We start from the raw sequence: 20878 nt of genomic DNA, 5'->3' as shown, positions 1-20878 counted from the left end.
GGATCGCCCGCCGCCCCGTCAGACCGGCCACCGCCGCGAACGGTTGTACGCCCCCGCGCCCGCCCGCCTCCCGCCCCGCCGCCCGTCCGGTTGGCCCCGAGCGCTGGGCGTACGGCCGTGTGACGTGCGGAGCGCGGCGCGGTGCGGCTACGGCGCGGGTTCCGTTCCGGCCGGCGCCTTGCGGTCGGTGCGGTTGCACGAGAACGGGGCCTACCTGGCGGGCTCCGGATCGGCGGAGTGCGTGTCTCCCCTCTCCACGCGGAAGGGGTATGTCCTGGCTGCGGTGAACGCGTCGTGGATCGGCATGATGAGCGAGGTGAGACGACGGATGTCGGCGTCGCCGATCGGCGTCCACAGCGCCGCGCAGTGCTCGTCGGTCTCGACCTCGATCTGCTCGCGCGCCGCGATGCCGGCATCGGTAGCGGTGCCGTCGGCGTTGAGCCAGCCGCGAGCAACGAGGCGTGTTGTCGCCGCGGCCACCTCCTCGTCCTCCCACAGCCGGGTGGCGCGCGCGATCGCTTCCGGGAAGTGACCTGTCGCGGTTTGCAGCACGTTGCAGTCACACGGCCCGAGGTCGTTGGCGGCGAGCACGGTGACATGCGCGTCGCCGCGCCACTCGCGCAGCACCGTGATCTGCTGCCATAGCGCGACGAGCGGATCGGCTGGGAGGGGGACCGAGGCGTTGGCGGCAGCCATCGTCTTCCCGGCGTAGTCGGCGCTCGCGACGACCGGGGCGATCAGCGATCGTGCCTCGGCGATCTGATCGGCGGTGAGGCGCACGTCGACGCGCCGCAACGCACGATCGACGGCTGCGAAGCGGGCGGCCTGCCACTCCTCTGGCGTCGCCGTGTCCCACACGCCTGCCATGACCCGCACCGACCGCGGGCTGAAGTTGTAGAAGGCCGCGAGTGTGACCTGCCATGGGACCGCGCCCATCGGGGCTGACCGGAACGCGAAGTACGCCGGTGCGTACTCGGTTACGCCCAGCTTGGCGGCCTCTTCCGGTGCCTCGGGGATGAAGTAGACGAACAGGTGGGTCGCGTTGATGGTGAGGCTGACCTCGCGGACGGCGTTCAGATCCATGTCAGCGCGAGCGAAGGTGCTGGCGAGACGCATCTCGGTGGTCTCCCGACAAGTGGAAGGGGCAAGATCGTTTGTGGTGCGTCCGGTGCGTCCGGTGCGTCCGGTGCGTCCGGTGCGTCCGGTACGTCAGGACGGCTCTGGCGCGGTGATCCGCGCGGAGATCGCGCCGAGTTCCTGCACTTCGATCCGGACCGTGTCTCCCGGTGCCAGGTAGCGGCGGCGGCCGGACAACTCCTGGATGCAGCCGGTGCCCACGGGGCCGCTGGCGAGGATGTCACCGGCTCGCAGCGAGGTACCGCGCGACGCGTGCGCCAGCATCTCGCCGAACGACCAGTGGATCTCGTCCCAGCTGCCGCCGCCGTAATGCTCATCGTTGACGTACCCGTCCATCCGCAGGGCATAGCCTTTGCCCGAGCGGTAGGGCTCCAGTTCGTCGGGGGTGACGAGGAACGGGCCGAGGCTGGTCGAGGCGTCCTTGCTCTTGGACGGGCCGTACACGAACCCCATCTCGCTCGCGGAGATATCGCGTGCGCTCCAGTCGCAGTAGACCAGGTAGCCGGCTATGTGATTCTCCGCGGTGGCGGCGTCAAGGTTCGAGCAGTCCCCGGCGATCACCGCGGCGACCTCGACCTCGTAGTCCCACAACTGAGCGCCCGGGGCGATGGGGACCTCGTCGTGCGGTCCCTTGATCGCCGCCGGGTTGGAGAAGTAGAAGAGCGGATACTCGTACCAGACCGGGCTGACCCTGCCGTCGCCGACGGCTGCCTTACCCGCGTTGCTGATGTGACGTTCGAACGCGGCGAAGTCCCGGATCGCCGGGGGCACCGGTATCGGCGGCAGCAGGTCGGCCGTGGCCAACTCGACGATCTCAGACGGTTCTCTGGTTGCCGCGGCCTCCAGCCCGCCTTCGGCGCGCAGCAGCTTCAACAGGCCCGAGCCCACGGCGTGGATCTTGTTGTCGTGCACCACGCCGCAGCGCGTGGAGCCGTCGGCGGAGCGGTAGCTGACCCACTTCATCGGGCAAGCACCTCCCGGGTGTGGTCGTAGAGCCGCCGCGCGTCGGCGAGGGAGGATGCCTGAGGGTCCCGGGGGACGGCGCTTCCCTCGCGCACGGCGCCGGGCTCGGCCTTGGCCTTGTCCGTCCCGACGACCACGACCCGGTCCCCACGCCCGAGGTGGATACGGGCGAGGCCGCGCCCGATGCCGTCCGTGCCCCCGGTGATCACGACCGTCCTCATGCGGCCACCGTCCGCGCGAACTTGACGATCTCCTCGACGAACAGCCCAGGCTGCTCCAGGGCGGCGAAGTGGCCGCCCGCGGGGATGTCGTCGTTGAAGTAGCGCAGGTCGTGATAGGCGCGCTCGGCCCAGACGCGCGGGGTACGCGTCAGTTCGTCCGGGAAGACGCTGACCCCAACGGGAAGGTCCAGCTCGGTCAGAGCGAGCGGCTGCCGGGCGTACTCCCAGTACAGGCGGGCGGAGGAAGCGGCGGTGCCGGTGAACCAGTACAGGGAGATGTGGTCGAGGATCTCGTCGGGGGTGAGGGCGTCGGGCCGGGCCCAGTCGAGGAACTTCTCGTAGATCCAGGCGGCCTGCCCGGCCGGGGAGTCGGTCAGGGCGTAGCCGATGGTCTGCGGCCGGGTGCGCTGCACGACGTGGTATCCGGAATGGACGGCGAAGAAGCGGCTGCCCTGTTCGAGTGCGGCCTTCTCCTCAGGGGTCGGGGCGTCGCCGACCGGTGGTGCGGCGAGGAACTCAGGGAAGTTGACGTGGATCGCACGCAGGCCCGTCAGGCGCTGCGCCCCCATGCGGGTCGCGACGACACCGCCCCAGTCGCCGCCCTGGGCCAGGTAGGAGTCATAACCGAGGCGCCACATGAGCACGCCGTACGCGCGGGCGATCCGGTCCGGGTCCCAGCCTGTCGAGGCGGGTTGGTCGGAGAAGCCGTAGCCGGGCATCGAGGGGACGACGAGGTGGAAGCCGTGCTCGGTGAGCGGGCCGACGGTCTTGAGGAACTCCAGGAACGAGCCCGGCCATCCGTGCAGCAGCAACAGGGGGGTGGCGTCGGGGCGGGGTGAGCGTACGTGCATGAAGTGGAGGCCGAGACCGTCGACGGTCGTGCGGAACTGGCCCAGCTCGTTGAGCCGCCGCTCCAGATCGCGCCAGTCGTACCCGGTGGCCCAGTACTCCAGCAGCCCCTCAAGGCGCTCCCGCTGCACCCCCTGGCTGCTGTCCGGCGCTGTCTCCCGGCCGGCAAGGCGTACCCGGTGGAGCCGGTCCTTCAGATCCTCCAGGGCACTGTCCGGAATGTCGATACGAAACGGTGTCACGCGGTCCGATGTCATGGTCACCACGGTGCGGCCGCGACGAGCGCGCAGTCCAATGATTGTTCCGACACATGTCATACGGGCTGCGTATAAGGCCAGCTAGAGTGGGGTGGTGTCCGAACGCTTCCCCGCACCCGTGGACCTCGACCTCCGGCTGGTGCAGTGCTTCACGGTGGTCGCCGAGTACCAGCACTTCGGCCATGCCGCCGAAGCGCTGCACACCACCCAGCCGTCGCTGAGCCGGCAGATCCGCCGCCTCGAACAGCAAGTGGGCGTCCGCCTGCTCGACCGCACCACGCGCGGCACCCGGCTCAGCGAGGCCGGCGAGGTTTTCCTGCCCCGGGCCCAGGGGGTGCTGCGCGCCGCGGTCGAGGCGATGGCCCGCACCCGGGCCGCGGCCCGGCCCAGCAGCATCACCATCGGCTACACCAAGGGGCTGGTCATCACTCCGGCCGTGCGCGCCCTGCTCGACCGCAATCCCGATGCCGAGGTCCACACCCGCCTGCTCGCCTGGAACGACTCGCGCGGCGCGCTGCTGGAGCACCGCGTCGACGCGGTGGTGACGCGCCTGCCGTTCCCCACCGACCAGCTGCGCGTCACCGTCCTCTACGACGAACCGCGGGTACTGGTCGTGCCCCGGGACCACCGTCTGGCCGGCAAGGAGTCGGTCACCCTCGGCGACATCGCCGACGAGCCGATCCCCCACGTACGCCAGTCCGACCCGTTGCTGAACGCCTACTGGCGGCTCGATCCCCGGCCCGACGGGCGGCCCGCGCCCGACGGCCCCCTGGTCGAAGCCCTTGAGGACAAACACGAACTCATCGCCGCCGGGCAGGCCGTGGCCATCGGGCCGCCCCTCGACCACGCGACCGGCCTGCATCCCAGCCTCACCACCGTCCCGTTGCACGGGGTCGAACCGAGCCAGGTCGTACTCGCCACGCGCACCGGCGACCGCAGCCGTCTGGTCACCGCTTTCCGCAAGCATGCCGAAGCTCTGCTGACCGGAACCCACCGTGCAGGACCGACCCGCACGACATGATCAGCGGCAGCTCCGCCCGCATACGCAAGCGATCATGGCCCGTGCCCTGGTCCGCCGCCACGGCGTCCCGACGAGATCGCGGATCTCCTCCTTGGGCGTCCCGCGCACCACTCCGTCTGCTGGGAGGGCCGGTAGACCCGCGGCCGGGGGTCGCCGTGAATCGCCGTGCACGAAGGGCGGTTCGGCGCCGCCGACCGGGCTCAGCGGAACGCGTCGACGTGGCGGGCGGCCCAGTCGGCGAAGGGGCGCGGGGCACGGCCGAGCACCCGCTCGACGTCCGGGCTGACGCGCAGCTCGGCCGGGCTCGGGGAACCGAGGATGTCCAGCGTGTCGTCGGCGAGTTCGGCCGGCATGCTCCGCGCCATGGCGGCCTTGGCCTCGTCGCGGGTGAGTTCGTGGAACCGTACCGGCGAGCCGAGCGCGGCGGCGATGGCCTCGGTCTGCCGGCGCGGAGTGATCACCTCCGGGCCGGTCAACTCGTAGACGCCGCCGGCGTGCCGGTCCTCCAGCAGGCAGGCCGCCGCGACCGCGGCGATGTCCGCCGGGTCGATGATCGGTACCCCGATGTCGCCGAAGGGCGCGGCGACGACCTGCCCGGTGCGGACGGAATCGGCCCACCACAGCGCGTTGGAGGCGAAGCCGCCCGGCCGCAGGATCGCCCACTCCAGCCCGGACTCCCGCAGCGTGTCCTCCAGCGCGCGCATCGCGATCCGGGTGGGGCCGGAGGGCCTGGTCACCACGCCCTGCGTGGAGAGCAGCACGACCCGGCGGACCCCGGCGGCCGCGGCTTCGCCGATGATGTCGGCGGGTTGGGCTCCGCCGGCGTGCAGGTCGCCGGAGAGCAGCAGGAACAGTGCCTTCGCGCCCTCCAGCGCGGGCTTGAGGCCGGCCGGCTCGGCGAGGTCGGCCACCACGTGGCGGACGCCGTCCGGCACCGCCGCCGCGTGCCGTGACACCGCCGTCACCTTCCGGCCCGCCTGGGCCAGTTCCCGCGTCAACGGCCTGCCGATGTTGCCGGTGGCCCCGGTCACCACGATCATTTCGAGCTCCTTGTCGGATGTCCTGTGTGGCCTTCACGCTAGGAGCCTGGGCTAACTTTTGGTAAGGACATACCTTGAGGTAAGCTCAATACATGGCGGGAGGCGCGCAGTTCAGGCAGGCCGGGGCAGGGAAGCCGTATGACGTGTTTCACACCGACTGCCCCGCGCGCGACATGGTCGACCACGTGACCAGCAGGTGGGGCATCTGGGTGCTGATCTCCTTGCGGAGCAACGCCCTTCGGTTCTACGAGCTGCGCGAGAGCATCCAGGGCATCAGCGAGAAGATGCTCGCCCAGACGCTGCGCGTGCTGGTCCGGGACGGCCTGGTCTGGCGGGAGGTCGAGCCGACGACGCCGCCCCAGGTCACCTACGGGCTCACCGAGTTCGGCCGTGACGTCGGCGAGCCGCTGACGGAGCTGTTCGACCGGATCACCCGGCGGCTGTCGGCCGACGGCGCGGACTGGCAGCCGCACTCGTAGCCGTAGCCGTAGCCGTAGCCGTAGCCGTAGCCGTAGCCGCAGCGCTCGTCGCCCGGCGCGGGGGTGGTGCGCTTCGCCCGGCGGGCATTCCCCGTCGTCGAGGTCAAGATTCGTCAGGTCACGGGTCTGTCCCAGCGGGGGCGGCCGCGGCCAGGTGCGGAACTCCGGCCGGGAACCGCCGACTCGGGCCGTCGACGGCCGCGCGCCGGAGCGTCGCGGCACACAGCGTGCGGACAGGTTTTCCGCGCCGGACGGGGGCGGGGGAGGGGCGCGGGAGGCGCGGCGCGCGCGGGATGTCGCCGGTGGTGGCGCGTGGGGCGCCCGGGATGGGTGTGTAACAGGGGTGTCCTAGCGGGCAGTTGGGTGGAACGGCCGGCCAGGCCGGCCGAGTCCTGGTGATCAGGAACGCTCGCTCGTATCGACTCGTACGGACTCGCACCGGTCCGTATCGACTCGCACCGGGCAACCGGAGCCTCCAACCGACACCGAGGAAGAAAAGATGCGCGTCCACAAGCTCACCTTCGCCGCCGTGATCGTCGCCGCGGGACTCTCGCTCACCGCCTGCAACAACGACGACAGCTCGGCGCACAGTGACCCGACGTCCTCGTCCACGGTGACGTCCACGGGCGGCGGTTCGGACTCGGACGGCTCGGGCTCGGGCGGTTCGGACCAGACCGCGACGGGCTCCGGCGGGCAGAGCACGGCCACCGGCACGTCGTCCTCGGGCGGCGGCTCGGGCTCGGGCGGTTCGGGCAAGGCCACGACCGGCTCCGGCGGGCAGAGCACGGCCGGCGGGTCCGGGTCCGACGCGAGCGGCAAGGTCGGCAAGTGCCGCACCGGCGACCTGAAGATCACGGCGACGGACACCTTCATCGACGGCGACGCGGCCGGCAGCGTCGCGGTGGGGCTGAAGAACGACAGCGGCCGGACCTGCACGCTCGCCGGGTTCGCCGGCGTCGACCTGACGACCAACGTGGGGACGGTGTCCGCGAAGCGCGTCGGTGCGCCGGCCACCACGATGAGCCTCAAGAACGGGCAGGAGGTGGACTTCAACGTCAACTACCCGCTCAACAAGACGGGCGGCACCGGGGCCCGGATCACCGGGCTGCGGGTGACCGCGCCCGACGACACGAAGTCGGTCACCCTGCGCTGGCCGGGCCAGGCCTCGCTGCCCACCGGCACGGACAGCGGTGGCCACGGCGTGGAGGTCGGCCCGATCGGCAGCGCCGGCCAGGGCGGCTGACCGCTTGCGCGCCGGTTCCGGAGCGCGGCGGTGCGGCTCGCGGCACAATGGGGGAGTGCCTGACTTCGCCGAACTCCGCCTCGCCGACGACTCCTTGGTCCGGGTGGAGCTTGCCCCGGTCGGGCAGCCCCCTTCGGGCGAGGGGGAGCCGGACGACCTGCCCGACGGTTTCAGCGCTCCCGTCCCGGTCGGACGGGGGGCCGGCGCCGCCAGGCTGGCCGCCGGCACGCTGCGAGGGGTGCTGCGGCCGATCGGGTTGGTGCTCCAGGAAGTCCAGGACAGCCTGAGTGCGCTGGACCACCCTCCGCAGGAGGTGAGCGTCGAACTCGGCGTCCAGATCGGGCAGGACCTCAAGCTGGGCATCGTCGGAGCGAACGGTCAGGCGAGTATGAAGGTGTGCGCCACGTGGCGGCCGGTCCCGGCCCCCGCCGCCGTGCCCGCACCCGGTCCTGTGCCCGCACCCGGTCCTGTGCCCGCACCCGGTCCTGTGCCCGCACCCGGTCCTGTGCCCGCACCCGCCGCCGTGCCCGCGCCCGCCGCCGTGCCCGCGCCCGCTTCCGCCCCCGCCGCGTCCGGAGCGGAGACCCCGCCCGCGGCGCCCGGCCCGGGGGCGCGATAGCCCATGGGGTGGTTCGGGCCGCCCGTGGACGGTGGCGGCGGGCATGGTCGGGAAGCGGTGATCACGGTCCTCGCCGCGAAGAGCGGGCGGACCGCGGGCGCCGCCGTGCAGATGTCGGGCCGCTGGCTGCTGACGTGCGCGCACGTGGTCAACGAAGCCCTGGGCCTGCCGCTGGAGTCCGTGGCCGAACCCGCGGACGCGTGGGTCGACGTGGCGTTCGCCGCGCTGCCGGGGACGGGGCGGCGGCGGGCACGGGTACGGCACTGGATACCGCGGCGTGCCGCGGAGCCCGGCGCGTTGGGCTGGCTCGCGGACCTCGCGGTGCTGGAACTGCGGGATGACCCGCCCTCGGCGGCCCGGCCGCCCGCCTGGCGGAACATGGTGGCGGGGCAGCACCTGGTGGCCTGGTACGGCACCGGTCAGGAGTACAGCTACGCCAAGGTGGACGTCGGTTCCTGCGACGGCCCGCTCGGCTACCTGGACGGCACCCTGGCGGGCGCGGCCCTCGGCCCCGGCTATAGCGGCGGCCCGCTGTGCCTGCCGGACGGGACCGCCGTCGGCCTGGTGGTGGCGCACCTTCCGGCGCCCGCGGGACCGTTCTCGCCGGGCGACGTCATCCGCCGGGGCATCGCGATCCCGTGGCAGGCGGTACGCGCCGAACTGGCCGCGGCCGGAGTGCCCGATCGCGTGATGAGCGCGCTGACCGCGGCGCCGCCGGCACCGTACGGCCACCTGGTGGCGCGCATGGCGCAGCCGCTGGCCGTCCTGCTGGGCGACCCCGTGCTCCGTGCCGACCGCGCCGGCCAACTCGCCGAACTCCACGGGCTGGACCGCCCGCGAGACGGATCGGCGCCCGCCTACCAGGAACTGGCCGCCTTCCTGCTGCGGCACCCCCGAGGCACCGCCGACTTCGCGGAGATCCACGCGCCGACCCTGACCACGCGGGCCGGGCGGGCCGCGCTGGACGAACTGGTCGGCCTCGCCCACGGCGAAGGGGCCGCCCTGCTGCTGTCGGCCGGCGAGCACCACGAACTGCTGGAACACCTCGGCGGGCGCTGCGACGCGGATCGGACGCTGCTGCCCCGCGCCACGCAGGGAGCCCTGCCGTACGCGCGCCTGCCCGCGGTCCTGCGCGCCTCCCGGCTGCCGTCCGGTGCGCTCGACGAGGCCGTCCGGGCGCTGGAGTCCTTCGGCGGGGACAGCGCCCGCGTCCCGTACGACACGCCCCGGGTCCCGGCGCTGCTGCGCGTGGTCGAGTACGTGGCGGCGCTCCATACGAACGGCGCGGACCTGCCGGCGCTGCGCGCCTGGAACGACCGGGTCGCGCGCCGGCTGGGCATCCCCGGCGCGGCGCTGGCCGAACGCCGGCAGGACGCCGCCGAGTGGGCGGCCCGGCAGCGTGAAGGGCACCAGCGGACCGTCGTGGTGGAACTGGACCGGCGCGAGGGCGACCCGGACCACCACTTCCGCTGCGCGCTGTGGCGGACCCGGGCGGACGGCACCCCGGCGCGGGTGGAGACCGGCCCCGACCGGGCCCTGCCCGCCGCGGTGATCGCCCGGCTCGTCCGGCAGGCGGCGGACGGCGGCGAGGGCGACACGGCACTGGTCGAGGTGTGGGTGGACGACGCGCAGCTCCAGTTGCCCGTGGACGAGTGGGACGGCGCCGACCCCGGCGACGGCCTGGCCGCACCGCTGGGCGAGGAGCACCACGTGGTGCTGCGCTGCAAGGCCGTACGCCGCAACGCCTCGGCGCTCGCCCGCCGTTGGGCCGACCGCGCGCTCGCCGAACCCCTGGTGGTCGACGGGCGCGCCACCGACCCGAAGTCGGCGATCGTCCGGCTGAAGCAGGACCGGGACTGCGGACGGGTGGTGATCCACGGCCCCCGCGGCCAGCGCGACACGGTGCTGCGCGCCTGCCTGGTACTGGGCGTGCCGGTGGTGCTGTGGGACCGGAACGCGGACGGGTACGACCACGCGCCGAGGCTCGATCCGGTCGGCCCCGCCGGGCCGCTCGACGGCCTGCACGAAAGGGTGCGGCGCTTCCGGGTCGACGCCTACGCGGACCCGGCGAAGTACCCGGCCCGCCCCGCGCTCGTCTGGGAGGACCCGGACCGGCAACTGCCCGACGGGCTCTGGCTCGCCGACCCCGAAGGCACCGAGGCGTGAGGACCGATGACCGACATCCATGACCACGACTGGCAACTGTTCAAGGGCGACGGGCAGGCCCGGCGGCCGGACCTGCCGACCGCCCCGCCCTGGCGCCGGTTCAGCGGCGAGCAGGGTGCGCGCGGCCGGCCGTACCTGATCGGCGCGCGGGAGACGCACATCGTCAACGCGGCGCTCCACCTGCGCCGCCCGCTGCTGGTCACCGGCCATCCGGGCAGCGGCAAGTCCTCGCTGGCGCACGCCCTCGCCCATGAACTCGGCCTGGGGCGCGTGCTGCGCTGGCCGATCAACAGCCGCTCCACCCTTCAGGACGCGCTCTACCGGTACGACGCGATCGGACGGCTGAGGGAGACCACGCTGAGCCGCGACCGGGGCGAGGCGGAGCCGGGCATCGGCACCTACATACGGCTGGGGCCGCTCGGGACGGCACTCGCCCACCGGGGACGGCCACGCGTCCTGCTCGTCGACGAGCTCGACAAGGGGGACGTGGACCTCCCCAACGACCTGCTGGCCGCCTTCGAGGACGGCGAGTTCGAGATCCCGGAACTGGCCCGGCTGCCCGAGGAGCAGTCCGCCGTGGACGTGCTGACCGAGGACAACGGCGAGCACGTGCGGGTCGAACGGGGACGGGCGTTCTGCCGCGAGTTCCCCGTGGTGGTCATCACCAGCAACGGTGAGCGCGACTTCCCGCCCGCGTTCCTGCGCCGCTGCGTACGGCTGGACCTGCCCGAGCCGGACCGCGACCGGCTCCGGGACATCGTCGCCGCCCACCTCGGTGCGGAGGGACTGGCCCAGGCCGAGGACCTGCTGGAGGTCTTCGAGAACCGCCGGGTGGCGGGCGAACTGGCCACCGACCAGCTGCTGAACGCGGTCTTCCTGCGCGTCGGCGGCGTGGACACCGACGCGGACGGCCTCCTGGACGCGGTGCTCCACCGCCTGGGCCGGACGGTGTGACGGCCCGGTGGAGCGGCTGCTGAGCGTCCTCGACACCTGCGGAGTCACCCTGGACCCGGAGGAGTTGCTGGACGTCCTGTGGCTGGCTCGCCGGGTGCCGCGCGGCGCACGCGCCCCGCTGGCCGAGGCGGTGGGCGCGGTCCCGGCACCGGCCGTGCAGCCGGAGCAGGCGGCGGCGGACCCCGAGGCGGCGGACTCCCCGGCGCCCGTTCCGGAGCCGGCGACCGTGCCGGTGCACGCCGGCGGCCGGCGGCCCGACGCCGAGGCGACCGCGCCCGGGACCCGGGCCCTGCCGGTCGGCCTGCCCGGGGAGCGGGCGCTGGGCGCCGGCACGCTCCCGCTGGGACGAGCCCTCAGGCCGCTGCGGGTCAGCCGGCCGGCCGCGCGCCGCACCGAGCTGGACGAGCCGGCGACGGCCGCCGCGTACGCGGAGACCGGGCTGCCCGACGTGGTGCTGCGGCCCGCGCGGGAGCGCGGGCTGGACCTGGTGCTCGTGGTGGACGACGGCCTGTCGATGCTCCTGTGGCGTCGGCTCGGCGCCGAACTGCGCATGCTGCTGGAGCGCCTGGGGGCGTTCCGCGCCGTGCGCGTCCACGGCCTGGGCAGCCGGGGCGCCGACGCGCCGTACCTGTCGTCCCGTCCCTTCACGCCGGGCGCCCGGCTGCCGGCCGCGGTGGCCGCCGACCCGTCGGGGCGCAGCCTCGTCCTGGTCGTGAGCGACGGGGTCGGCGAGGCGTGGCGGGACGGCCGGATGCGCGGCGTCCTCGACCATTGGGCGGGAGTGGGGCCGACAGCCGTGATGCACGTGCTGCCGCCACGCCTGTGGCAGGGCTCCGGCATCCGCGCGGACCCGTGGCGGGTGACGTCCCGTCAGGCCGCCGCCGCCAACGGGACGTGGACCGTCGACGATCCGCTCCTGCCGCCCGGCACCGTGGACTTCGACGACGTGCCGGTGCCGGTGCTCCGGCCCGAGCCGGCGTCGGTCGCCGCGTGGGCACGGCTGGTCGGCTCCGGCGGCGCCACGGCGGTCCTGCCGCTGCTGGCACCGCAGTACGCCCCGCAGCGGCGGAACCCGGCGCCCACCCGGAGCACCGATCCCGCCGAGGCCGTACTCCGCTTCCGGGACGCCGCGTCGTCCGAGGCGTACCGCCTCGCCGCCCACCTGGCCGTGGTGGGCACGGTCTCGGTGCCGGTCATGCGGCTGATCCAGCAGGCCGTGCCGTGGACGTGCGAGACGGCGCACCTCGTGGAGGTCTTCCTCGGCGGGCTCATGCGCCCGGTCGCCGACGGGCAGCCACCGCACCGGCAGAGCTTCCGCTTCGACCCGGCCGCCCGGCAGATCCTCCTCGACACCGTGCCCACCGCCGAACTCGCCGCCACCAGCCGTGCGGTGGCCGAACAGCTCGCCGCCCTCGACCCGCGACCCGACCGGTTCCCCGCGTGGCTGCCGCATCCTGGCGGCAGCGCGCGGCTGTCCGCCGGCGCGCGCCCGTTCACCGCACTCGGCCCGGGCCTGCTGCGGACGATGGGCGCGAGCCTCCCGGACGTGCGGGAACCCGAAGGAGAGGCGGCCGGACCCGGCGGGCCGGAGGCGCCGGTGCCCTCACGGCTCGACCCGGCCCCCACCGCGGGGGCCCCCGCCGCGAGCGGTGACTGGGAGGAGCTGCGGGCCCAAGATCTGCGGCAGTTGGGGCCGTACCGGCTGCTGCGGCGCAACGACCGGGGCAGCTTCGCGGTGAACTACCTGGGCCGGGACGCCCGGGGCGGGTCGGCCCTGGTCCGCGTGCCGCGTACCCCGGAAGTCGCCCTCGCCCGCGAACTCATGTCCGTCGAGACCGAGGCACTGCGACGGATGAACGGGCGGTACGCCCCCCGCATCCTCACCCAGGGGATCGACGAGCGGCCACCGTGGCTGGCGACCGAGCTGATCACCGACGACGCCATGGACCCCGCGCCCTCGCTCACCGCGCTGGTCGCCGCCGAGGGCCCCATGGGGGGCGGCCGGCGCTTCCGGACCCTCGGCTGGCATCTGGCGGAGGCGCTGAGTATCTGTCACCTCAAGGGCATGGTGCACCTGGGCCTGAACCCGAGGTCGATCACCGTCGCGCGGGGCACGGCGTACATCACCAGCTGGGCACGCACGCAGATCGACGGCCGGCCGCCCGGACCGCTGTCCGCGCATCGCGGGCCGCCCCGGTACCGTGCCCCCGAATTCGGCGACCTGGGCACGGTGTACGGCTCCGCGACCGACGTCTACGTGCTCGGACTCCTGCTGAAGGAGGTGTGCGCCGGCCGGGCGCTGCGCCAGTTCCAGGGCCGTGTCGCGATCGATCTCGTCGAGATGGCGAGCCTGCCCCAGGAGCTGCGCCGGATGCTGGACCGCTGCGTCCACGAGGACCCGCGGGAACGGCCCACCGCCCGCGCGCTCGCCGACGCCTTCGCGGCATCCCTGGAGGCTCATCCCGCGCCGGCGGGGTGGGGGCGCCCCGAGCCGGCCCTGTCCCCCCTCGGCGGCGCCGCGCCGCTGGGTCGTACGGCGGCGGTGGAGCTGTCCTCCGACCGGCTGCTGCGCGACCAGCCGAGGCCGAGACCCGGTGCCAACACGCAGCCGTCCCGGTTCAGGATCGGCGGCAGGAAGGAGCAGGAGGCGGAGCGGAGGCGGAAGCTGGAGCTGATCCGTACGCCGGTGCTGGCGTGTTGTCGGATCGCGGTCATCAGCTTGAAGGGTGGTGTCGGCAAGACGACGACCACCGTCGGGCTGGGTGCCACGCTCGCCAGTGAGCGGCAGGACAAGGTCCTGGCGTTCGACGCCAACCCGGACGGGGGCACGCTGGGGCGCCGGGTGCGCCGGGAGACCGGTGCGACGACCAGCGACCTGGTCCAGGCCATCCCGTACCTCACCAGCTACATGGACATCCGGCGGTTCACCTCGCAGGCGCCGTCCGGTCTGGAGGTCCTCGCCAACGACGTGGACCCGGCGGTCTCGTCGGCGTTGAACGACGAGGACTACCGCCGGGTCATGGGCGTGCTGGGCCGCCAGTACCCGTTGGTTCTCACCGACTCGGGCACCGGGCTGCTCTACAGCGCGATGCGCGGGGTGCTGGACCTGGCCGACCAGCTGATCGTCGTCTCGACGCCGTCCGTGGACGGCGCCTCCAGCGCCAGCACCACCCTCGACTGGCTGTCCGCCCACGGATACGCCGAACTCGTCGCCCGCAGCGTCACCGTCATCTCCGGGGTGCGCGAGACCGGCAAGATGATCAGGGTCGACGACATCGTGGCGCACTTCCGGACCCGCTGCCGCGGAGTCCAGGTCGTCCCCTTCGACGAACACCTCGCCACCGGCGCCGAGGTCGACCTCGACAGGTTGCGACCCAAGACCCGAGAGGCGTACTTCGACCTCTCCGCGATGGTCGCCGAGGACTTCGTACGGGCGCAGCAGGACCACGACCAGCGACCGGCGGGCCCCCCGAACCCGCCCCCGGACGAGGGCACTCCACGGACGGGCGGGACCGACACCTGAGGATCACCCGTCGGGCGGGCGGTCATCGTCCGCTCCCTTTCAGCGGCTCGGCGGGCTCGGTGGACTCGGCGGGCTCGGCGGTGACGGGTTCGTCCGCGCGGGCGTAGGGCAGGTGCGGGACGAAGGGGCCGGCCATCGCCGTGGTCACCAGCGCCATGATGACCATCATCGTGAACATGCGGCCGTCCAGCACACCCATGGTGACGCCCGCGTTGAGGACGATCAGCTCGGTCAGACCGCGGGTGTTCATCAGGAACCCGACCGTGCGGGACTCCCGCCAGGAAAGGCCCGACAGGCGGGCCGCGCCGGTCCCGCCGAGCAGCTTCCCGAGGCTGGCGACCCCGCAGATGGCCAGCAGTTCGAGCACTCCGCCGCCCCCGAGCCGGGTGACGTCGACGGCGAGGCCGGTGCTGACGAAGAACACCGGCAGGAGCAGCGCGGTCACGTGCTCCATCGGTATCCGGACCCGCAGTTGCAGGGAGCGGTGCGCCTCGCGCGGCATGATCAGGCCGAAGGAGAACGCCCCGAAGATGGCGTCGAGGCCGATCTGGTTGGTGACGTAGCCGGCGAGGAACGCGCCGCTGGCGAACACGCCGAGGAGGAGCGGGGAGACGTCGCCGTTGCGGGTGGCGCGGACGACCAGCAGCCTGACCAGCGGCCGGACGGCAACGACCAGCACCACGACGTACAGCGCGGAGTACCCGACGATGCCGAGGAGCTTCCCGGGGCCGTCCGACACCGCGACGGCGGAGACGACGGCGAGCATGCACCACGCGAGGACGTCGCCGATCGCCGCACTGCCCAGAGCGAGCACGCCCGCCCTGGTCATCTGCAGACGGTGTTCGAGGATGATCCGGGCCAGTACCGGGAACGCGGTGATGGCCATGGCCGTGCCCACGAAGAGCACGAAGGCCGACTCGCCGACATGGTGGCCGGCGACTTCGGCGTGGTCGTGGAACAGCCATGTCGCCAGCAGCAGTCCGGTGACGAACGGCAGCGTGATGGACGCGAGCGAGAGGCCGAGTACGGCGTTCTTGCTGCGCCGGATCTCCGCGGCGTTCATCTGCCAGCCGACGAGGAACATGAACAGCAGGATGCCCACCTGGGCGATGGCTGCCAGGTCCGGTCGTACGGCCGGGGGGAACAGCCGGTGCGGCAGGTTCCCGGGCAGCAGCCCGAGCAGGCTCGGGCCCAGGGCGATGCCGGTGATGATCTCGGCGATCACCTGGGGCTGCCGGAGCCGCCGGAAGAGCGGGGTCAGGGCGGCACTGACGAGCAGGACCACCGAGACGTCGGCCATGGCCTCGGCCAGGAGTTGGGTCGGGTTCTGAGCCACTGGTTACCTCGCGGGGTCGTCGGATCGAGGGAGGCGTGGGAACGTCCGCGGTGTGCACGGCGGGCGCGCGGCCGGGCTCCGGGATCGGGAGGGGCCGGTACCGGGATCAGGAGGGGTGGGCGCCACCGGTGAGCCGGGCGAGGAAGTCGGGGACGAAGTCGCGGGTGCCGGCGCCGACGGCCACCCGGCCGCACATGTCGAGGCGTTCGCTGATGCCCGGCGGGAGGTTGGGGTTGTTCGTCTCGACCTCCGGCACGAAGACCGTGCGGCCCCGGCCCAGCCCGAGGTCGCAGCCGACGACGACGGCACCGTGTTCCAGCGCCGCGAAGCGGGGATCGGTGGCGACCGCGACCGCGAGCGGGTCGTGCAGGAAGCAGTGCTCCTGACCGGTGAACCGTGCGTACGCGGCGAGGTAGTCGCGCAGGACGCGTGCGGACAGTTCCGTTCCGGCGCCGCCGTGCTCCTCCATGACCGCCAGGTCGGACCGGTCGAAGACGGCCAGCTGGGTGGCGTCCAGCCCCACCATGGTGAACTCGATCCCGCTGGACACGACGATGTCGGCGGCGTCCGGATCGGCCCAGATGTTGAACTCCGCGACGGGGGTGATGTTCCCGGGCACCCGGGCCGCGCCGCCCATGAACACCAAGGCCCGCACCCGCCGGGCGAACCCCGGGTCCAGGACCAGCGCGGCGGCCACGTTCGTCAGCGGTCCGGTGGCCACGACCGTCAACTCGCCCTCGAAGCGGCGGCTGAGGCGCAGCAGGGCCGACACCGCGTCCTCGGCGGGCGGCCGGACGCGCGAGTCGGGAAGCGTCTGCCGGCCCAGGCCCTCGGGACCGTGGAAGTCCGATCGCACGGTGACCCGGCTGATCGGCCGTCCGGCGCCGCGGTGGACGGGCACGTCCGCGTCGATCCCGAACGCGGCCGCGATCGCCCGCGCGTTGCGGAACGTGCCGTCCACCGGGAGGTTTCCGCCCACCGCCGTGTAGGCCCGGAGATCCCATTCCGGTCGGGTGAGCAGGTAGTGCAGCGCGACCGTGTCGTCGAGACCGGGATCGCTGTCCAGCACGATCGGCATAGGCGTCATCGGTGGGACTCCTTCTGGTGGCGCGGTCACCCTCGGGGTGCGTCACGCGGGTCGGGACGGGGCGGTGCCGCGGGCGAGAACGAGGGCGAGCGGAGAAGGAACGTCTCGAACGCCCACGGTGCCAACGTCACGGTGAGCCGGCCCGCGTCGACCGGCAGGCGCTCCCCGGGCTGCTCGGTGAGCGTCGTCCGCCGGCACTCCACGTCGGGCGGCAGCCCTTCGAGGGTGGTGCGGCCGCCGCGGCCGGACCAGTCGGCGACGCGGTAGATCAGCCCGTCGCCGCCGTCGCCGCCGTCGCCGCCGTCGGCCCGCTTGACCGCGCCGACCAGCCCGCTGCTGTCCGCGGTCGGCACCGGCAATGGCACAGGCAGCGGCACAGGCACCGGCACCGGCACCGGTCGCCGGCCCTGCGCCTGCGCGGCCGGCCGGCCCGGCGCGCCGACGACGACCGGCCGGACCAACCGCTCGGCCAGCAACGGAAGGCGGGCGTCCTGCCAGGTGCCGGGGTGCGGCACGATGCTGTAGCGGAAGGTGTGCGAGCCGAGGTCCGATCCGGCGGCCGGATCGTAGGCACTGCGCAGCACGGTCATGCGCACGCGCGGCCCCAGCGCGTCGTAGCCGAAGCGGTCCTCCGACACCAGCGCGACGCCGTGCGCGCCGTCGCCGACGTCCACCCAGCGCTGCATCGGGCGCTCCTGGCCGTTGGCGGACACCTCGACCACACCGGCGGCGGCCGCCGCGTGCACGCGGGCAGCTGGCAGATCGGGAGTGCACGCCACCTTCAACGCCGCGGCGCCGTGCGCGTCGCCGACGGGTTCGTGCCAGTCGACGTGCAGGGTCACGTCGATGCGGGGCAGATCCCGATAGACCGTCAGGTCCTGCACGACGGAGGTGGCTCCGACCGCGTGCTCGGTGCGCAGCACGGCCCGCAGCGGGCCCTGCTCGCGCCAGGAGGTACGGCCGGTGTGGATCAGCGACACCTCCTGGTGGACCTCGTGCAGGTGCCAGGCGGACATCGCGTGCGGTCGCTCGCGGGCGATCTGCAGGACGTTGAGCCCCAGCTCGGGGCGCGCCGTGTTGGGGAACGTGGTCCTGCGTCGGGTGCCGTACGCCACGAGTTCGCGGTGCCCCTCGCGCATGGTCAGCGAGACGATGGCGCCGGCGTCTCCCCTGACCAGCAAGGAGAAGAACCGGTTGCGCACCGCGAAGAACTCCTTGCGGTTCTCCTCGCCGACGAAGACCTCGGGGGCGCCGTGGCTGCCGCACTCCAGGATCGCGTCCGGCGGCGCGGGGGGCTGCTCGCCTTCCTCGAGGCGGAACGCGCCGACCTCCCAGGGCCCGACGGGCGCCAGGAACCCCGTGCCGGTGCCGGTGCGTTGCAGCGCGAACCGCTCCCCGCCGGTGGAGACAGCCACGGTCGGGGCGCGGTGGGAGCGAAGCACGGCGTCGTCGGCGCGAATCCACTCCTCGCGCTGCCAGGGTGTCGGGTTGGCCACCACGAGGTCGGCGTCCGGCGGGAGGGGCAGCCGCGCCAGCGAGGCGTCGCGCAGCCGGGCGACGGTCCGGCTCCAGGCGGCGGAGTCGGCGGCGAGCCGGGTGTAGACATCGGCCATCGCGGTACCCGCCGCTGTGTCGTGGTTCTGCCGGAAGAGCAGGGCGCGCCAGGCCTGGCGCAGCTCGCGGCGCTGGTCCAGGCCCGCCATGCAGGACAGCGCCTCCGCCTCCAACAGGGCGCTCTCCGCCTGCCGGATGCTCTGCTTGGCCACCGCCTGGGTGGTGTACGCGCCTTCCGAGATGGTCGGGGGGAGCGCCTGGAAGTCGGGCAGCGGCCCGCGTGCCACCGCGTCGACGAAGGTGTCCAACCGGGAGGGGCGGGCTGCCGGGAGCCCGCTGCCGGACGCGTGCCGGGCCAGGCGGGCCAGCCCTTCTCGCACCTCCTGCCCGGTGTGCCCGTCGATGTCGAAGAACAGCACCCCCACGTCCAGGCCCGCTCGGCGTGCCTGCACGGCCGCTTCGGCGACCCGGCTGTGGAGCAGCTCCCCGTCGTAGGCGTCGGTCACCACGCCGATCACGCTCGAACCGTCCGGTCCGGTCCACCGGTAGGCGGGTCCGCCGTGTCGCGGCAGCGGGTGGCAGCGGGTGTGGAAGTACGCCGTGCAGCCGGCCCGGGCCAGCAGACCGGGAAGGGTGGCGGGGTGGCCGAAGGTGTCGGCGGCGACGCAGACCCGGGGGCGCACCCCCAGCACCTGCTCGCTGTAGCGCAGCCCCTCGGTGAGCTGGCGGGCGACGGACTCGGCCGACGGCACGTTCATGTCGTGCTCCACCCAGGTGGCCGTGAGCGGTTCCCATCGCCCGCCGTCGATCAGGCGCTGGACGGAGTCCATCAGGGCGGGCTCCTCCGCGCGGAGCATCTCGTACACCACGGGCTGGCTCAGGCTGAAGCACAGGTCGGGGTGCGAGTCCAGCAGCTCGACAGCCCGGGCGCAGACCGCCTTGGCGGCCCGTCCGGCCTGCTCCCAGTTCCACAGCCACTCCAGGTCGAGGTGGGCGTGCCCGACGAGGTGGACTTCGGGGAAGGGCTCCAGGTCCGCACGGACCGGCGGGAGCACCTCGGAGAGCAGGTCGGGAAGCGTGTCGACGGTGGCGGCCGGAAACTCCTCGGCGCGCTCGTCGATGGCGGCCAGGACGGCGGGGCGCAGGTCCGGGCGCTGCTCCGTCGCCAGCAGCAGCCGGGCCCAGGCGCGGTCGGCGTCGTGCCAGCGTTCGCGCAGCAGCGGCGTGGAGAACGCCAGCCGGAATCCGTAGGCGACCAGGTTGTCCGGGACGTCGATGGTGAGGTCCAGCTCGTGGACGCGGCCCGGCACGAGCTCGGGCAGCACGCCGGTCAGTATCCGGCCGCGGATGATCGGCGGGTCGTCGCACCGCGCGACCTCGCGTCCGTCGCACCGCAGCCGGAAGGGGAACCGGCTGAACACGTGGCAGTCCAGGCGCTCCCCGGCGAGTTCGATCCGGCCCAGCCGCCGCGGCGCCTTCAGCCGGGTGCGCATGCGCACGGTGCGGCCCGGGGGCAGTTCGGGGCCGACGAAGTGCCCGCCGGAGGTCTGTACGGCCTTCCGGCCCCGGTCCGGTCCCTCGGTGATGTCCCAGCGCTGACCGGGGAAGCCGAACCGGCTGTGGTCGAGTATGTCGCGTAGCTCCGTGAGCCGTTCGCGCAGCGGGTCGCTCCACCAGGGGTCCGGGTCCACCCGCCGCGACGCGGCCGCGGCGGACCCGGGACTCTGCACGGTGGTCATGACGCCCCCTCCGGCGGCGCGGGCGTCGTGGGCCGGCGCGCCACCACCTTCGTCACGGAGTGGCCGTGCTCGCGCGGTACGCCGGCGTGGGACGACACGAAGGTCTCGTCGCGGACCGCTTCGACGCTCCAGCCGTCGTAGAGCGAGAGGCACCAGGAATGGGTGGGGATGAAGCGCGGCGGCGCCCGGTGCCCGTCCAGTTCCTGGTGCCGGTCGTTGAAGCAGCACATGAGGTGGCGGCCGCCGGGCTTCGTCGCCTCCCGCAGCCGGGTGATGACGCGCACGGCGTCGTCGGCGTCGGCGAGCCAGTGCACGACGCTGTCGACGACGACCAGGTCGTAGTGGGCGAGGGGCAGTTCGACGTCGCGGAGGTCCGCCTGCTCCCAGCTGACACCGGGCAGCTCGCCGGAGGTCCGCACGGCATGCTCGATGGCCAGCGCGGAGATGTCCAGTGCGCGCACCGTGGCCCCGAGACGCGCGAGGTGGGCGGTGTTGCGGCCCTCCCCGCAGCCGGCGTCGAGGACGCGCCATCCGGAGACCGGCGCGGCCCTGGCCGTTTCCGTCAGAAGGGGTTCGGGGTCGGTGCCCCACACGCAGGCACTGGTGGCGTAGGCGTGGTCTGATCCGCCGTCCATCGGTGGTTCCTCTCGTCGGTGTGGGTCATGCGAGGGCTGGGACGCGTGCAGGAGT

General features: G+C 73.5%; 16 protein-coding genes. 7 read left to right on the top strand and 9 right to left on the bottom strand.

Annotated features, from left to right (window positions below):
* Nucleotides 1-210 precede the first annotated feature (210 nt).
* The 4 genes from AB0399_RS09225 to AB0399_RS09210 all read right to left on the bottom strand — a co-directional run bounded on the left by AB0399_RS09225 (nt 211) and on the right by AB0399_RS09210 (nt 3427).
* Entirely contained in the window at nt 211-1083 is an 873-nt protein-coding gene (locus AB0399_RS09225) for a hypothetical protein (protein WP_366410811.1), read from the bottom strand.
* A 126-nt stretch (nt 1084-1209) separates the two neighbouring features.
* Nucleotides 1210-2100: a fumarylacetoacetate hydrolase family protein gene (locus AB0399_RS09220; protein WP_366410810.1), complete on the bottom strand. Its 891-nt coding sequence runs from the start codon at nt 2098-2100 to the stop codon at nt 1210-1212.
* Nucleotides 2097-2321 carry a hypothetical protein gene (locus AB0399_RS09215; protein WP_366410809.1) on the bottom strand — a complete coding sequence of 75 codons (225 nt, stop codon included), beginning with the start codon at nt 2319-2321 and terminating at the stop codon, nt 2097-2099. The genes AB0399_RS09220 and AB0399_RS09215 overlap by 4 nt, the downstream gene beginning before the upstream one ends.
* Nucleotides 2318-3427, bottom strand: a complete 1110-nt coding sequence (locus AB0399_RS09210) for an epoxide hydrolase family protein (RefSeq protein WP_366410808.1) — start codon at nt 3425-3427, stop codon at nt 2318-2320. The genes AB0399_RS09215 and AB0399_RS09210 overlap by 4 nt, the downstream gene beginning before the upstream one ends.
* A 94-nt stretch (nt 3428-3521) precedes the next feature.
* On the opposite strand from AB0399_RS09210, the gene AB0399_RS09205 reads away from it, so the two are divergent.
* Nucleotides 3522-4448 (top strand): LysR family transcriptional regulator, encoded by a 927-nt coding sequence (locus AB0399_RS09205; RefSeq protein WP_366410807.1) that lies wholly within the window; start codon nt 3522-3524, stop codon nt 4446-4448.
* Nucleotides 4449-4648: 200 nt separating this feature from the next.
* On the opposite strand, the gene AB0399_RS09200 is transcribed toward AB0399_RS09205, so the two are convergent.
* On the bottom strand, nt 4649-5488 hold the full coding sequence (locus AB0399_RS09200; protein ID WP_366410806.1) for an NAD(P)H-binding protein: 840 nt from the start codon (nt 5486-5488) through the stop codon (nt 4649-4651).
* A gap of 92 nt (nt 5489-5580) precedes the next feature.
* Here AB0399_RS09200 and AB0399_RS09195 point away from each other — a divergent pair, with 92 nt between their 5' ends.
* The 6 genes from AB0399_RS09195 (at nt 5581) to AB0399_RS09170 (ending at nt 14472) form a co-directional block, all read left to right on the top strand.
* Complete coding sequence (locus AB0399_RS09195; RefSeq protein WP_329363148.1) at nt 5581-5967, top strand: helix-turn-helix domain-containing protein; 387 nt, start codon at nt 5581-5583, stop codon at nt 5965-5967.
* Nucleotides 5968-6466: 499 nt separating this feature from the next.
* Nucleotides 6467-7210: a DUF4232 domain-containing protein gene (locus AB0399_RS09190; protein WP_366410805.1), complete on the top strand. Its 744-nt coding sequence runs from the start codon at nt 6467-6469 to the stop codon at nt 7208-7210.
* 55 nt (nt 7211-7265) lie between these two features.
* The gene (locus AB0399_RS09185) at nt 7266-7829 is read left to right on the top strand and encodes a CU044_2847 family protein (protein WP_366410804.1); all 564 of its coding nucleotides are present in this window, start codon (nt 7266-7268) and stop codon (nt 7827-7829) included.
* Between the two features lie 57 nt (nt 7830-7886).
* Nucleotides 7887-9995, top strand: coding sequence for a trypsin-like peptidase domain-containing protein (locus tag AB0399_RS09180; RefSeq protein ID WP_366410803.1), 2109 nt, complete (start codon nt 7887-7889; stop codon nt 9993-9995).
* 6 nt (nt 9996-10001) lie between these two features.
* Nucleotides 10002-10949, top strand: a complete 948-nt coding sequence (locus AB0399_RS09175) for a MoxR family ATPase (protein WP_329363141.1) — start codon at nt 10002-10004, stop codon at nt 10947-10949.
* A 7-nt stretch (nt 10950-10956) separates the two neighbouring features.
* A complete protein-coding gene (locus AB0399_RS09170) occupies nt 10957-14472 on the top strand; it encodes an SAV_2336 N-terminal domain-related protein (protein WP_366410802.1) in 3516 nt (1171 codons plus the stop codon).
* A gap of 22 nt (nt 14473-14494) precedes the next feature.
* Here AB0399_RS09170 and AB0399_RS09165 read toward each other — a convergent pair whose 3' ends face one another.
* The 4 genes from AB0399_RS09165 to AB0399_RS09150 all read right to left on the bottom strand — a co-directional run bounded on the left by AB0399_RS09165 (nt 14495) and on the right by AB0399_RS09150 (nt 20823).
* Entirely contained in the window at nt 14495-15808 is a 1314-nt protein-coding gene (locus AB0399_RS09165) for a cation:proton antiporter (RefSeq protein WP_366410801.1), read from the bottom strand.
* Between the two features lie 106 nt (nt 15809-15914).
* Nucleotides 15915-16895 (bottom strand): nucleoside hydrolase, encoded by a 981-nt coding sequence (locus AB0399_RS09160; RefSeq protein ID WP_366410800.1) that lies wholly within the window; start codon nt 16893-16895, stop codon nt 15915-15917.
* 26 nt (nt 16896-16921) lie between these two features.
* Nucleotides 16922-20188, bottom strand: coding sequence for a glycoside hydrolase family 38 C-terminal domain-containing protein (locus AB0399_RS09155; protein ID WP_366410799.1), 3267 nt, complete (start codon nt 20186-20188; stop codon nt 16922-16924).
* Nucleotides 20185-20823: a class I SAM-dependent methyltransferase gene (locus AB0399_RS09150; RefSeq protein WP_366410798.1), complete on the bottom strand. Its 639-nt coding sequence runs from the start codon at nt 20821-20823 to the stop codon at nt 20185-20187. Before AB0399_RS09150 ends, AB0399_RS09155 begins: the two co-directional genes overlap by 4 nt.
* Between the last annotated feature and the right edge of the window lie 55 nt (nt 20824-20878).

Source organism: Streptomyces sp. NPDC088194 (assembly GCF_040702025.1).
Classification (GTDB): domain Bacteria; phylum Actinomycetota; class Actinomycetes; order Streptomycetales; family Streptomycetaceae; genus Actinacidiphila.
Note: the sequence above shows the minus strand (reverse complement) of the source record. Positions and strands in the feature narration are given on the sequence as shown.

What these genes read in the sequence shown, in the direction of transcription:
- AB0399_RS09160 (WP_366410800.1), bottom strand. Translation starts at nt 16,895, where the DNA reads ATGACGCCTATGCCGATCGTGCTGGACAGCGATCCCGGTCTCGACGAC.
- AB0399_RS09225 (WP_366410811.1), bottom strand. Translation starts at nt 1,083, where the DNA reads ATGGATCTGAACGCCGTCCGCGAGGTCAGCCTCACCATCAACGCGACC.
- AB0399_RS09195 (WP_329363148.1), top strand. Translation starts at nt 5,581, where the DNA reads ATGGCGGGAGGCGCGCAGTTCAGGCAGGCCGGGGCAGGGAAGCCGTAT.
- AB0399_RS09215 (WP_366410809.1), bottom strand. Translation starts at nt 2,321, where the DNA reads ATGAGGACGGTCGTGATCACCGGGGGCACGGACGGCATCGGGCGCGGC.
- AB0399_RS09155 (WP_366410799.1), bottom strand. Translation starts at nt 20,188, where the DNA reads ATGACCACCGTGCAGAGTCCCGGGTCCGCCGCGGCCGCGTCGCGGCGG.
- AB0399_RS09210 (WP_366410808.1), bottom strand. Translation starts at nt 3,427, where the DNA reads ATGACATCGGACCGCGTGACACCGTTTCGTATCGACATTCCGGACAGT.
- AB0399_RS09190 (WP_366410805.1), top strand. Translation starts at nt 6,467, where the DNA reads ATGCGCGTCCACAAGCTCACCTTCGCCGCCGTGATCGTCGCCGCGGGA.
- AB0399_RS09220 (WP_366410810.1), bottom strand. Translation starts at nt 2,100, where the DNA reads ATGAAGTGGGTCAGCTACCGCTCCGCCGACGGCTCCACGCGCTGCGGC.
- AB0399_RS09150 (WP_366410798.1), bottom strand. Translation starts at nt 20,823, where the DNA reads ATGGACGGCGGATCAGACCACGCCTACGCCACCAGTGCCTGCGTGTGG.
- AB0399_RS09175 (WP_329363141.1), top strand. Translation starts at nt 10,002, where the DNA reads ATGACCGACATCCATGACCACGACTGGCAACTGTTCAAGGGCGACGGG.
- AB0399_RS09200 (WP_366410806.1), bottom strand. Translation starts at nt 5,488, where the DNA reads ATGATCGTGGTGACCGGGGCCACCGGCAACATCGGCAGGCCGTTGACG.